Annotated in this window: 8 protein-coding genes; 5 read left to right on the top strand and 3 right to left on the bottom strand. The window is 69.9% G+C overall.

Annotation, left to right across the window (positions count from 1 at the left end):
• The first annotated feature begins 154 nt into the window (after positions 1 to 154).
• From galE to LPC10_RS16225, 4 genes are all read left to right on the top strand, one after another.
• The gene (gene galE / locus LPC10_RS16240; RefSeq protein WP_231343420.1) at positions 155 to 1,147 is read left to right on the top strand and encodes a UDP-glucose 4-epimerase GalE; all 993 of its coding nucleotides are present in this window, start codon (positions 155 to 157) and stop codon (positions 1,145 to 1,147) included.
• Entirely contained in the window at positions 1,144 to 2,322 is a 1,179-nt protein-coding gene (locus LPC10_RS16235) for a lytic murein transglycosylase (RefSeq protein WP_231343418.1), read from the top strand. Before galE ends, LPC10_RS16235 begins: the two co-directional genes overlap by 4 nt.
• A gap of 161 nt (positions 2,323 to 2,483) precedes the next feature.
• Positions 2,484 to 3,929, top strand: a complete 1,446-nt coding sequence (locus LPC10_RS16230; RefSeq protein ID WP_231343417.1) for an SGNH family hydrolase — start codon at positions 2,484 to 2,486, stop codon at positions 3,927 to 3,929.
• Between the two features lie 170 nt (positions 3,930 to 4,099).
• Entirely contained in the window at positions 4,100 to 5,044 is a 945-nt protein-coding gene (locus LPC10_RS16225; protein ID WP_231343415.1) for an MBL fold metallo-hydrolase, read from the top strand.
• Between the two features lie 72 nt (positions 5,045 to 5,116).
• Here the strand turns inward: LPC10_RS16225 and LPC10_RS16220 are convergent, their stop codons facing one another.
• Together LPC10_RS16220 and gltB are read right to left on the bottom strand one after the other, a co-directional pair.
• A complete protein-coding gene (locus tag LPC10_RS16220) occupies positions 5,117 to 6,550 on the bottom strand; it encodes a glutamate synthase subunit beta (RefSeq protein ID WP_231343413.1) in 1,434 nt (477 codons plus the stop codon).
• 130 nt (positions 6,551 to 6,680) lie between these two features.
• On the bottom strand, positions 6,681 to 11,399 hold the full coding sequence (gene gltB, locus LPC10_RS16215; protein WP_231343411.1) for a glutamate synthase large subunit: 4,719 nt from the start codon (positions 11,397 to 11,399) through the stop codon (positions 6,681 to 6,683).
• Between the two features lie 633 nt (positions 11,400 to 12,032).
• On the opposite strand from gltB, the gene LPC10_RS16210 reads away from it, so the two are divergent.
• Positions 12,033 to 13,100, top strand: a complete 1,068-nt coding sequence (locus tag LPC10_RS16210; RefSeq protein WP_231343409.1) for a hypothetical protein — start codon at positions 12,033 to 12,035, stop codon at positions 13,098 to 13,100.
• Positions 13,101 to 13,123: 23 nt separating this feature from the next.
• Here LPC10_RS16210 and fdhD read toward each other — a convergent pair whose 3' ends face one another.
• Entirely contained in the window at positions 13,124 to 13,999 is an 876-nt protein-coding gene (fdhD, locus tag LPC10_RS16205) for a formate dehydrogenase accessory sulfurtransferase FdhD (RefSeq protein ID WP_231343407.1), read from the bottom strand.
• Between the last annotated feature and the right edge of the window lie 13 nt (positions 14,000 to 14,012).

Here is a 14,012-nt window from a genome sequence, read left to right as displayed (position 1 = left end):
TGGCGTTGGTCGGGGCAAGCCCTGATCGACGGAGATCAAATAGGACGCGGGCGGCCGCTAACAGCCCCGCTTGGGTGTGATTGGCAGGATTTCGTCATTAAACAGGGCTTGAAGCTTCCGCCGACGGATGGCGGAAGACGGATCGGGGGACACGATGGCGGTTCTGGTCACGGGCGGTGCGGGCTATATCGGCAGCCATATGGTGCTCGCGCTGGTCGATGCCGGCCACGAGGAGGTCGTGGTCCTCGACGATCTCTCGACGGGCTACGATTGGGCCCTGCCCTCGGAAGTTCGGCTCGTCGTCGGCGACGTGGCCGACCAAGGCCTCGTCACCGAGACGATCCTGCGCCACCGGATCGATGCGGTCGCGCATTTCGCGGCCAAGATCGTGGTGCCGGAATCGGTCGCCGATCCGCTCGGCTACTACCTCGCCAACACCGTGAAGACGCGGGCGCTGATCGAGACCGCGGCGCGCACGAACGTCAAACACTTCATCTTCTCCTCCACGGCCGCGGTCTATGGCGAGCCGGAGATCGTGCCGGTGCCCGAGACGCTGGCGACGAACCCGATCAACCCCTACGGCCGCTCGAAGCTGATGAGCGAGTGGATGCTCGCCGACGCTGCCGCCGCGCACGGCTTCACCTACGGCATCCTGCGCTACTTCAATGTGGCCGGGGCCGATCCGCGCGGGCGCTCCGGGCAGTCGATGCCGGCCGCCACCCACCTCATCAAGGTGGCGACCCAGGCCGCGCTCGGCCAGCGCACGCATCTGGAGGTGTTCGGCACCGACTATCCGACGCGCGACGGCTCCTGCCTGCGCGACTACATCCAGGTCTCGGATCTGGCGGACGCGCACATGGTCGTGCTCGACCACCTGCGCGGCGGCGGAGAGAGCCTGACGCTCAATTGCGGCTACGGCCGAGGCTACTCGGTCTTGGAGGTGGTGGAGGTGGTCAAGCGCATCTCCGGCCGCGACTTCGAGGTGCGCCTGTCGCCCCGCCGCCCTGGTGATCCGGCCCAGATCATCGCCGGCGCCGATCGCATCCGCAATGAACTCGGCTGGACCTCGAAGCACGACGACCTCGATGCCATCGTCGCCCAGGCATTGGCCTGGGAGGACGCCCTGGTGAAGCGGAACCGCCGGTGAGCACACTCCGCGCTGCCCTCCTCGTGCTCGCGCTGCTGGCGGGGCCGGCGCGGGCGCAAGACGGCGATTTCTCGGGCTTCGTCGCGTCCCTGCGCTCGGACGCTACGGCCCGCGGCATCTCACAAAAAACCTTCGACGCAGCCTTCGCCGGCTTGAACGGACCGGACCCCGACGTCGTCGCCCGCACCCGCCGCCAGGGCGAGTTCAGCCGGCCGGTCTGGGATTACCTCGTTGGCGCGGTGTCAGGGGCCCGCATCGCCAGGGGACAGGCGCAGGGCAAGCGGCTCGCGGCGACGCTTGCGGCGATCGAGGCGAAGACCGGCGTGCCACGCTCGGTCGTGCTGGCCTTCTGGGGTGTCGAGTCGGATTTCGGCGCCAGCGCCGGCTCCCTGCCGACGGTCCGGGCGCTGGCGAGCCTGGCTTTCGCCCGATATCGCGGCAGCCTGTTTCGCGACGAATTACTGGCCGCCCTCCAGATCCTCGAGAACGGCGACATCGAGCCGGCGCGGATGGTCGGCTCCTGGGCCGGCGCCATGGGGCAGGTGCAGTTCCTGCCCTCGGTCTACCTGCGGGAGGCGGTCGATTTCGACGGCGACGGCCGGCGCGACATCTGGCGCTCGGAGGCCGATTCGCTGGCGTCCATCGCCCATTACCTGCGATCGCTCGGCTGGAAGCCCGGCCTGTCCTGGGGCTACGAAGTCAGCCTGCCGAAGGATTTCGACCTGACCCGCTATCGCGGGCCCCTCGCCGACTTCACCGCTCGCGGCGTGCGCCGCACCGACGGCAAGCCCCTGCCCGCGAACGGCGAGGCGAGCCTGTTCCTGCCCGGAGGGCTTGGGAGCCCGGTCTTTCTCATCACCGACAATTTCGAGGTGATCCGCGGCTACAATACCAGCGATTCCTACGCGCTCGCGGTCGGCCACCTCGCCGACCGGCTGGCCGGCGGTCCGGCGCTCGCGGCCGCTTGGCCAAGCGGCGCCGCCCGCCTCGACGGGCCGGGTCTCAAGCGCCTTCAGGCCGGACTCGCGGCCCAAGAGCTCTATGCCGGCGAACAGGACGGGCGGGCCGGCCCGAAGCTGCGTGAGGCGGTGCGGCAGTACCAGATCCGCGAAGGTCTGCCCGCGGACGGCTACGCCCGGCCGGCCCTGCTGGAGCGCCTGGAGAGACGGCCTTAGTGTCTCTCACAAAACGCCCGCTGCGCTGTCGTCTCCAGAGCGAGAACGGCCGGTGATCGGGCGTTTTATGAGGTGCACTTAGACGCGCCGGCTTCCACGCGTTATCCTGTCGAACTTCGGGCCCGGCCTCCGGCCCCTCCCCTTCGATCGAGGCTTCGCGCATGCCACGCCGCCCGACCGATCGCACCGCGTTTCCGCGTTGGCCTGCGATCCTCGGCCTTCTCGCCCTCGCCGTTCTCTCGCTCGCCGCCGCGTGGTCCGTGCTGCCGCAGCCGGCCGCGGCACAATGGGGCGATAGCTACGACGCGCCGGCCGCCGATCCCTACACCGCCCCGCCCCCGCGCCGCCGGGCGCGGGGCGCCTATGCCGACGATTACGGCCGGGCCCCCGTCCGCCGGGCGCCGCCGCCGCAGGAAGCGCCGCGCCAATTCTACTGGCCGTGGGAGGACCAGCCGCGCGCTCAGCCGACCCCGCCGCCGCAGCCCACGCCCGGCTATGCCCGGCCGCAGCGCCCCCGCGCGCCCGCGCCCGCACCCACGGCGACCGGCCGCTCGGACGAGGAGCGCGCCGCGCGCCGCCGCCGGCCGAGCCCCGCCCCTACGGTGGCGCAGCCCAAGGCCAAGGTCCCGAAGACGACGCCGACGACTCAGATCGCCGTCTTCGGCGACTCGCTCGCAAGCTACCTCGCCAAGGGGGTCGACGAGGCGTTCTCCGACAATGCCGAGATCGCCGTGCTCGACCGCTCGAAGGCCGATAGCGGCCTCGTCCGCAAGGATCTGGTCGATTGGGCCAAGACCGCCGAGGAGGCCCTCAAGGCCACGCCCAACCTCTCCTACGCGCTGATGATGGTCGGCGTGAACGACCGGCAGGCGATCCGCGAGGGCGACCAGAGCTACGAGGCGCTCTCCGACAAGTGGCGCGAGCTCTACGGCGCACGGGTCGATGCGGTGGCGAAGGTGTTCGCCGAGCACAAGGTGCCGTTGGTCTGGGTCGGCCTGCCGCCGGTCCGCAGCGAGAGCCTGAGCCGCGACTTCGCGGCGATCAACGACCTCGTGCGCGAGCGCGTGCAGCGGGCCGGCCAATCCTATGCCGAGATCTGGCAGGGCTTCGTCGACGACCGCAACCGCTTCACGGCTTCGGGGCCGGACGTGGACGGCCAGGAGGCGCGGCTGCGCACCTCCGACGGCATCCACTTCACCGCCGCCGGCTCGCGCAAGGTCGCCCACTTCGCCGACGTGGAGCTGAAGCGCCTGATGGGGGCGAAGGGTGGCCTTCCCTCCGAGCAACCCGCCGCCGCGGTCGCAGCTACGCCCGGTGAGGGCGGGGCCGGGCTCGGCAGCGAGGACACCGCCGCGATCGACCGCAAGATCACCGCGATGCTGCCGAGCCTGCCCGAGCCGCCCGGCATCCCGAGCCTGCCGGTCAAGCCCGCCGCAGGACCGGTGGTGCCGCTCGGCCGCACCGAGACCTCGCCGGGCGGGACCCTGCTCACCGGCCGCCCGCAGGAGGGCGACGCCACCGGCACCCGCGAGCGCAGCCTACAGCGTGGCGCCGCGCCCCTGCCGCAGCCGGGCCGGGCGGACGATTTCCGCTGGCCGCCTGGATAGGTTCTCATCGAAGGGTGAGGAGGGCCCACCTCGTCCGGTCGCACCGGCGCGGGCGGCCTGGAGCGGGATCGGGAGCGATTCCCTGAGGATGGCGGGACGCCGCCCCTGGCCTTGGCGACGAGGTCGGTCAGGATCAGGGGCTCCGCTCAACGGATTCGGACCCGCCGTCGATGCCCTTCCTCCCGACCCGACGATCCGTCCTCGCCGCGGGCGTCGGCCTGCCGCTCCTGCGGATTGCCGAGGTTCGGGCGGCCCCCGGCTCCGCCTCGCGCGTCGGGGCCTACACCGTCACGCCGCTGCGCGACGGTCTGTTTCCGCTCCAGCCGAGCATGATCCCAGACGCCGACAGCGAGGCCGGGCGCGCCCTGCTCGCGCAGGCCGGTCTCCCGCCGGGCGGTCCCTCGCCGGAGCCGGTCAACGCATTCCTGATCCGGCGCGGTGGCCGCAACTGGCTGCTCGATGCCGGCTGCGGAACCGTGTTCGGGCCGGATTTTGGCCAGGTCACGGCGGCGCTCGCGGCGGAAGGCGTGGCGCCCGATCAGATCGACACGGTCTGGCTGACCCATCTCCATGCGGACCATGTCGGCGGCCTCCTCACGGGGGAGGGCCGCGCCCGCTTCACCGGGGCGGAGCTGGTCGTGCAGGAGCGGGAGGCGGCCTTCTGGTCGGATGAAGGCGCGCGCGCCCGGGCGCCCGCCGCGATGGCCGTCTTCTTCGCCACCGCGCAGGCCGTGCTGGCGGCCTATGCCGGAAGGGTGCGCCGCGTCTCCGGCGGGGCGGAGCTCGCCCCCGGCGTCTCGTTCCTGCCGCTGCCAGGGCACACGCCGGGCCATGCCGGCGTGCTGATCGAGGACGGATCGGAGCGGCTGCTGATCTGGGGCGACATCCTGCACTCGCGCGTGCTGCAGATGCCGCATCCGGACTGGACCGTGATCTGGGACGCCGACCCGGCGGAGGCGATCGCTACACGCCGCCGTATCCTGGACCAAGCTGCCACCGAGGGACTGGATGTCGCCGGGATGCATCTCGCGACCCGCGGCCGGATCACCCGCGACGGATCGGGTTACCTGTGGGAAGTCCGCGACCAAACCGGTTCCGGCGGCGCGTCTCCCTGACCTGCCGTAGGACCCAACGAAAAGGGCCACCGCCTTCAGGCGATGGCCCCATCTCGTCTGGATGGAAGCGGCTCAGCGCGGCAGCACGGTCGCGCCCATCAGCGTCTCGTCGATCGAGCGGGCGGCCTGACGGCCCTCGCGGATCGCCCAGACCACCAAGGACTGGCCGCGGCGCATGTCGCCGGCGACGTAGATCTTCGGGTTCGAGGTCAGGTAGTCCTCGTCGTTGGCGATGACGTTGTCGCGCTTGTCCATCGCCACACCCGACTCTTCGAGCAGGCCCTTGCGCACCGAGCCGGCGAAGCCGATCGCCATGAAGACGAGGTCGGCCGGCAGCACGAACTCGCTGCCCTCGATCGGCTGGCGCCGCTCGTCCACGCGGGCGCAGACCACGCCGGTGAGCTGTCCCTTGCGGTTGCCCTCCAACCGCAGGGTCGCGGCCTGGAACTCGCGCTCGGCGCCTTCCGCCTGGCTCGACGAGGTACGCATCTTGGTCGGCCAATAGGGCCATACCGTCAGTTTGTCCTCGCGCTCGGGCGGACGCGGCCGGATGTCAAGCTGCGTCACCGAGAGCGCGCCCTGGCGGAAGGCGGTGCCGACGCAGTCGGAGGCCGTGTCGCCGCCGCCGATGACGACGACGTTTTTGCCGGCGGCCAGGATCGGCAGCTCACCGTTGCCGGGCATCGGCTCGGCGCCGACCCGGCGGTTCGACTGCACGAGGTAGGGCATGGCGTAGTGCACGCCGTCGAGCTCCTGGCCCGGAAGCTGCGGGTTGCGCGGCTCTTCGGCGCCGCCGCAGAACAGCACGGCGTCGAACTGGCTCGTCAGGTCCTCCAGCGGCACGTTCACGCCGATATTGGCCTTGTAGTGGAAGACGACGCCCTCGGCCTCCATCTGCTTCACACGCCGGTCGATATGGCGCTTCTCCATCTTGAAGTCGGGGATGCCGTAACGCAGCAGGCCGCCGGCCTTGGGCTCGCGCTCGTAGACGTGGACATCATGGCCGACGCGGGCGAGCTGCTGCGCCGCCGCCATGCCGGCCGGGCCGGAACCGATCACCGCCACGCGCTTGCCGGTGCGGGTCGCCGACGGCTCGGGCTTCACCCACCCATTGTTCCAGGCGCGGTCCGCGATCGCCTGCTCGATCGTCTTGATCGCGACCGGCTGGTTCTCGAGGTTGAGTGTGCAGGCCTCCTCGCAGGGCGCCGGGCAGATGCGGCCGGTGAATTCCGGGAAGTTGTTGGTAGAGTGGAGGTTGCGCGCAGCCTCCTCCCAGTCCGACTGGTAGACGAGGTCGTTCCAGTCCGGGATCTGGTTGTGGACCGGGCAGCCGGTCGGGCCGTGGCAGAACGGGATGCCGCAATCCATGCAGCGCGCGGCCTGTTTCGACAGGTCGTGCTCATCGAGCGGCAGCGTGAATTCGCGGAAGTGCCGAATGCGGTCGGCGGCGAGCTGATACTTCTGCTCCTGCCGGTCGTATTCGAGGAACCCTGTGACCTTGCCCATCGATCAACCCTTTGCAGGCGCGGATCCCTCGACCACGCGGCCTTGCCGTCTGTCCGTATCGCTGTGAGGCGGTCGGCGGCCAGTGCCGCCGACCGTATGGCGCGAAAGAACGCAGCCGTGTGACGTCTGGCTACTCCGCCGCCACCGGCATGCGCGCCATTTCCATCTCGCGCAGGGCCCGGCGGTACTCGACCGGCATCACCTTGACGAACTTGGTGCGGTAGCCCGCCCAGTCGTCGAGGATCTGCTTGGCTTTGGGCGAACCCGTGTACTTCAGGTGGTTCGTCAGAAGCTGCGACAACCGCTCCTCGTCGTGGCCCGACATGTCGGCGAGGATGTCGACCCGGCCTTTGGTCTCCAGGTCGCCGTCCTGGTGGAAGCGGCGCATGATGTCGTCCTCTTCCTCCACCGGCTCCAGATCGACCATCGACAGGTTGCAGCGGTCGCGGAACGAGCCGTCCTCGTCGAGCACGTAGGCGATGCCGCCGGACATGCCCGCCGCGAAGTTACGGCCCGTCACGCCGATCGAGACCACGACGCCGCCGGTCATGTACTCGCAGCCATGGTCGCCCATGCCCTCGACCACCGTGATGGCGCCCGAGTTGCGCACGGCGAAGCGTTCGCCCGCCGCACCCCGGATGTAGCACTCGCCCGCGATCGCCCCGTAGAGCACGGTGTTGCCGGCCATGATCGTGCGCGCGGGCGGCGCCTTCAGCGCGTCGCTCGGACGGATGATCAGCTTGCCGCCCGACAGGCCCTTGCCGACATAGTCGTTGCCGTGGCCGGTCAGATCGAGGGTGACGCCGGCGGCGAGCCACGCGCCGAAGCTCTGGCCGGCGGTGCCGCTCAGCTTCACCACGATGGTGTCGTCGGGCAGGCCGTCATGGCCGTACTTCTTGGCGACCGCGCCAGAGAGCATGGCGCCCGCAGCGCGATCCGAGTTGCGGATCACGTCGGTGAGCACGACCGGCTCCCCGGTCTCGATCGCCCGCTCGGCCCCCGCGATCAGGCGGCGGTCGAGCACCGTGTCGATCGGGTGGTGCTGCGTCTCGACATGCCGGATCGCCACCTCCGGACCCACGTCGGGCCGGTGGAACAGCTTCGAGAAGTCGAGGCCACGCGCCTTCCAGTGCTCGATCGCCTCGCGCTTGTCGAGGAGATCGGAGCGGCCGATCAGGTCCTCCAGCCGGGTGAAGCCCATCGCCGCCATCAGCTCCCGCAGCTCTTCGGCCACGAAGAAGAAGTAGTTGATGACGTGCTCAGGCGTGCCCTTGAAGCGCTTGCGCAGCACCGGATCCTGGGTGGCGACGCCCACCGGGCAGGTGTTGAGGTGGCACTTGCGCATCATGATGCAGCCGGCTGCGATCAGCGGCGCAGTCGAGAAGCCGATCTGGTCGGCGCCGAGCAGCACCGCGATCATCACGTCCTTGCCGGTGCGGATGCCGCCGTCGGCCTGAAGCGCGACGCGGCCGCGCAGGCCGTTCATCACGAGGGTCTGCTGCGTCTCGGCCAGACCCGTCTCCCAGGGACCGCCCGCGTGCTTGATCGAGGTGAGCGGGGCCGCGCCCGTCCCGCCGTCGAAGCCGGAGATCGTGATGTGGTCGGCGCGCGCCTTGGCCACGCCCGCCGCGACCGTGCCGACGCCGACCTCGGAGACGAGCTTGACCGAGATGTCGGCCGCCGGGTTCACGTTCTTCAGGTCGAAGATGAGCTGAGCCAGATCCTCGATCGAGTAGATGTCGTGGTGCGGCGGCGGCGAGATCAGGCCGACGCCCGGCGTCGCGTAGCGGACCTTGGCGATCTTGGCGTCGACCTTGTGGCCGGGCAGCTGGCCGCCCTCGCCGGGCTTGGCGCCCTGCGCGACCTTGATCTGCACCATGTCGCCGTTGACGAGGTACTCGGTCGTGACGCCGAAGCGGCCCGAGGCGACCTGCTTGATGGCGGAGCGGCGCGAGCGACCGTCCGGCCCGGTGACGAACCGGCGCGGCTCTTCGCCGCCCTCACCCGAATTCGAGCGACCGCCGAACGAGTTCATCGCGATGGCGAGCGTCTCGTGCGCCTCCTTCGAGATCGACCCGTAGGACATGGCGCCCGTGGCGAAGCGCTTGACGATCTCGGCGGCCGGCTCGACCGCCGCGATGTCGACCGGCTCACGCCCGAGATCGGCGGCGGTCTTGATCCGGAACAGGCCGCGCAGGGTCTTGAGGTGGTTCTCCTGCTCGTTCACCAGCCGGGCGTATTCGCGGTAGCGCTCGGCCGCGCCGAGGCGCACCGCGTGCTGCAGCGTGGCCACCGTGTCGGGCGTCCAGGTGTGGGTCTCGCCGCGGAGCCGATAGGCGTACTCGCCGCCGACATCGAGCGCGTTGCGGTAGATCGGGGCATCGCCGAAGGCGTCCTGATGGCGAAGCGCCGTCTCCTGGGCGACCTCGGCCATGCCGATACCCTCGACGGTCGTCGCCGTGCCGAAGAAGTCCTTCGCCACGAAGTCCGAGTTCAGGCCGATCGCGTCGAAGATCTGCGCGCCGCAATAGGACTGGTAGGTCGAGATGCCCATCTTGGACATGACCTTGAGCAGACCCTTATCGATCGACTTGATGTAGCGGTAGATGATCTCGTCGTTGGTGAGATCCGGCGGGAACTCGTCCTTCATCGCGATCAGCGTCTCGAAGGCGAGGTACGGGTTCACGGCTTCCGCGCCGTAGCCGGCCAGGCACGCGAAGTGATGCACCTCGCGCGGCTCGCCCGACTCGACCACGAGGCCGACCGAGGTACGAAGCCCCTTGCGGATCAGGTAGTTGTGGACGGCCGCGGTCGCCAGCAGCGCCGGGATCGGGATGCGGTCCGGCCCGACCATCCGGTCGGACAGGATGATGATGTTGTAGCCGCCGCGCACCGCGACCTCGGCCCGGTCGCACAGGCGGTCGAGCGCGCCCTCCATCGCCGCCGCACCGGACTCGGCCGCGTAGGTGATGTCGAGCGTCCGGGTGTCGAAACGGTCCTCGAAATGCGAGATCGAGCGGATCTTCTCGAGGTCGCCGTTGGTCAGGATCGGCTGGCGCACCTCGAGCCGCTTGCGGCGCGAGGCACCCTCCATGTCGAGCAGGTTCGGGCGCGGGCCGATGAACGAGACGAGGCTCATCACGGCCTCCTCGCGGATCGGATCGATCGGCGGGTTGGTGACCTGCGCGAAGTTCTGCTTGAAGTAGGTGTAGAGCAGCTTGGGCTTGTCGGAGAGCGCCGAGAGCGGCGTGTCCGAGCCCATCGAGCCGACCGCCTCCTGGCCGGTCACGGCCATCGGGGCCATGAGCAGCTTGAGGTCTTCCTGGGTGTAGCCGAAGGCCTGCTGGCGATCGAGCAGCGACACGTCCGTGCGCGAGGCGCGCGGGCTGATCGGGTGCAGCTCCTCCAGCACGATCTGGGTGTTCTTCACCCACTCGGCATAGGGGTGCGCCGAGGCGAGTTCGCCCTTGATCTCCTCGTCGGAGACGATGCGGCCCTTCTCGAGATCGATCAGCAGCATCCGGCCCGGCTGCAGGCGCCAGGACTGGACGATCTTCTCGTCCGGGATCGGCAGCACGCCCATCTCGGAGGCGAGCACGACGAGGCCGTCATCGGTGACGATGTAGCGGGCGGGGCGCAGACCGTTGCGGTCGAGCGTGGCGCCGATCTGGCGGCCGTCGGTGAAGGCGACCGCGGCGGGGCCGTCCCACGGCTCCATCAGCGCGGCGTGGTACTCGTAGAAGGCGCGCCGCTCCTCGCCCATCAGCGGGTTGCCGGCCCAGGCCTCGGGGATGAGCATCATCATCGCGTGGGCGAGCGAGTAGCCGCCCTGCACGAGGAATTCGAGCGCGTTGTCGAAGCAGGCGGTGTCGGACTGGCCCTCGTAGGAGATCGGCCAGAGCTTCGAGATGTCGTTGCCGAACAGCTCCGAATCGACACTGGCCTGGCGCGCGGCCATCCAGTTCACGTTGCCGCGCAGCGTGTTGATCTCGCCGTTATGCGCGACCATCCGGTAGGGGTGCGACAGGCGCCAGGTCGGGAAGGTGTTCGTCGCGAAGCGCTGATGGACGAGCGCCAGCGCCGAGACGAAGCGGGTGTCCTTCAGGTCGAGATAGTAGTGGCCGAGCTGGTGCACGAGCACCATGCCCTTGTAGACGATCGTCCGGCTCGACACCGACACGGGGTAGAAGGTCTTCGCCCGCACGTCGTCGAGGCCGTAGACCTGGTTCGAGATCACCTTGCGGGCGATGAAGACACGCCGCTCGAAGGCATCCTGATCGGTGATGCTCGCGGGGCAGCCGATGAAGACCTGACGGTGATGCGGCTCGGTCTCCTTCACGGCCTTGCCGAGGTCTGTCGAGTCGACGGGCACGTCGCGCCAGCCGAGCAGCGGCAGGCCCTCGTCGCCGAGCGTCTTCTCGACGATCGCCTCGATGGCGGCGCGGGCCTCCGCTTCCTTCGGCATGAAGAATTGGCCGATGGCGTACTGGCCGGCCGGCGGCAGCTCGAAGCCGAGGCGCGAGCACTCCTCCGAGAAGAAGCCGTGCGGGATCTGGGTGAGGATGCCGCAGCCGTCGCCCATGGTCGGGTCGGCACCGACCGCGCCGCGGTGGTCGATGTTCTCCAGGATCTTGAGACCCTGCTGGACGATGGTGTGGCTGCGCCGGTCGTGCATGTCCGCGACGAAGCCGACGCCGCAGGCATCGCGCTCGTGGGCCGGATCGTAGGCGCCCTGCGCCCGCGGCAGCGCCGGATCGCGCAGGATCAGCGGCGTGGCGCCGGCCCGCGACGGGGCGGCCTTCTCGCCGATCACGGCCGGCACCGACAGTTCAGACGGGATTTCACGCATCGTCCGCAGATCTCCGACCCTGCCCGCACGCGAGCATGTTTCATGCCCGAACACCATCGGTGATCGGGCCGGCGCCATCATTTTCAAGTCGGGTCTGGTGGGGTTCTTCCTGCCGGAACCGCCCGCCAACCCGCGGGCTGAAACCCCGGCCTGTTCAGCCGGCGTTCGCCCGGATCGCATTGGCGATCGCCGGTTTATCAGCTCGTTCGGACGTCACGTCGATCACGTGATGAATCCCCAAAGCTCGCCCAACGGCCAAGCACGACGAAAGGTAAGCGCGACAAATGGGACAGTCTTGCTGTCCTATAGCGGGACGTTGCCAGATTTCATTCATTCCAGCAAGGGGCCGCTGGCCGCCACCGCCAGCCTTTTGAACATGCCTTGGCTTCGTGCCGCGCAGCCGAGGATCGTCGCGGGGTTCGCCGGCGCGACGTGCCTGGCCGCACGGCAGCGCCCCTATGGCCCTGGCAGGTTCCGTGCCGGTCCGCAATGTCGCCCCATTCAATCGTTTAGAAAACCTTGCCGGCACGGAGGGAATGCGGGGATCGCGTCTGCCGTGACGCCGGGGGACCCGCGGTCAACAGCGGGCTCCCGGGACCTTCCTTCTCAGTCCAGCTTGGTTCGAGAGGTCCTATGGCTTCGAGCCGTCATGTCTTCGGCCGTCTTGCGCTCGGTCGCCGCGAGGGAGTGGCGCTGCGTCGCGGCCTCGGCTTCGGTCTGACTGCCCTGTTCCTGACAGGGGCAGGACTGCAGGCTGCCGCCGCCCAGGGTTTCTACCGCGAGGTCTACGGTCCGCCGCGCGCCGTCTATGTCGAGGAGGACGGCCTGCTGCCGCCGCGCGAGGTCGTCGACGACCTGCGCGACCGCGGCTTCACCGAGATCGCCCGCCCCCGTTACGATGGGCGCCACTACCGCGTCGAGGCGACGAGCCCCCGCGGCCAGCGTCTGCGTCTCGTAGTCGATGCCCGCGAGGGCGGCGTGATCGGGCGCGAGCCGCTCGGCGGCGTCTACTATCCCTCCGAGCGCGTCCGGCCGGCGGCGCCCGGCTACGGCTGGACCGAAGACGACCTGCGCGCCCGCCGTCCGATCCGCGAGGCGGAGCGCATCGTGCCGCCCGCCGACATCCCCTCGGTGCCCGGCCTGCGCAATGCGCCCTTGGGAGCCGAGCGGGGCGCGCCGCGCGAGGCCCGCATCGAACGCGTGCCGCCGCCGGGACGGCAGGAGGCCAATCCCCTCGGCGTCAATCCGGACGCGGTCGGCCGCTCCGAGACGCTGCGGCGCGCGGCTGCCCGACCCGCTCCGGCGCCCAAGCTCCCGTCCCAGGCGCGAATCGCCCCGACCGCTCCGGAGCCCTCCCTCGGTTCCGGTCCCGCCGGTTCCTCCGGGATGACGCCCGCGGCCCGATCAGAACCAGCGAAGCCGAATACGAAGGAGGCCAAGGCGGTCGAGCCGAAGACGAATGCGGCGCCGCCGGAACCGGCCAAGGAATCCGTCAAGCCCGAGCCTGCCAAGGATGCGGCCGGTGACGCCGCGAAGGAGCCCACCAAGACCGCCGACAAGACCGCTGGCTCGAAGCCTGCGCCGGCCGCGGGCAAGGGCTGGCAGGATCCGCCGGCCGACGGGCCGCGCAAGAACGTCCGGGTGATCGGCGGGGCGACGGTCGTTCCCGGCGGCACCGGTGAGGCCGGCGCCGCCGACTGAGGCGGTCTCGGCTGGGGGACGGCTCAGCCGTCCTCCCCGGCCAGCAGGAGCCGCTCGCGCCCCGAGAACACGGTGAGCGTGTCGGACCGGGCGATGGCGCAGAGCGTCATGTCGTGGCAGCGCGCCCGCTCGATGGCGAGTGAGGTTGGAGCGGAGATCGCCACCAGAACCGAAGCGCCGAGGGTTGCGGCCTTCTCCGCCATCTCGAACGAGCAGCGGCTGGTGATGACGAGGAAGCCCTCGTCCGGCCGCACGCCCTCGCGCAGCAGCGCTCCGATGCACTTATCCAGAGCATTGTGGCGGCCGACGTCCTCGCGCACCGCCACCAGCGTTCCATCGAGCCCCGCCCACCCGGCGGCATGGACCGCGCGGGTCTCCCGGTTGAGGGTCTGGCGGTCGAAGAGCGCCGTCAGCGCCGTCTGGATCGCCGCCAAAGTCACCTGCGGACCTTTATGCGAGCCTTGGCCGGACCGCGTCTTGGCGGTCGGCAGAGCGGCGAGGTCCTCGATGCCGCAGACGCCACAGCCGGTGCGGCCGCTGATCGCGCGCTTGCGGGCGAGGTGCTCGCGCAGCCGCCCCGGCGCGAGATCGACGAGGAGCCGCAGGCCGCCCTCGCCGAGCTCGACCGTGACGCCACGGATCTCGTCGGGGGATTCGATCACGCCCTCGGTCAGGCTGAAGCCGTAGGCGAAGTCTTCCAGATCGGCCGGCGTCAGCATCATCACCGCGTAGGGCACGGTGCCGTAGATGACGTTGACGGGCATCTCGACGGCGAGCGCACGGGCGTCGGGCCGGGCCTCGGGCGCATCGTAGGCGACGACAAGAGTTCCGACCCTGATCGACGTCGCGGGTCCATCCCCGCGAAAGTCGTCTTCCGGTTTCCGGCTGAAATCCCGCATCCGTATCCCCAGA

The sequence above is a fragment of the Methylorubrum sp. B1-46 genome (assembly GCF_021117295.1).
In the GTDB taxonomy this organism is placed as follows: domain Bacteria; phylum Pseudomonadota; class Alphaproteobacteria; order Rhizobiales; family Beijerinckiaceae; genus Methylobacterium.
Note: the sequence above shows the minus strand (reverse complement) of the source record. Positions and strands in the feature narration are given on the sequence as shown.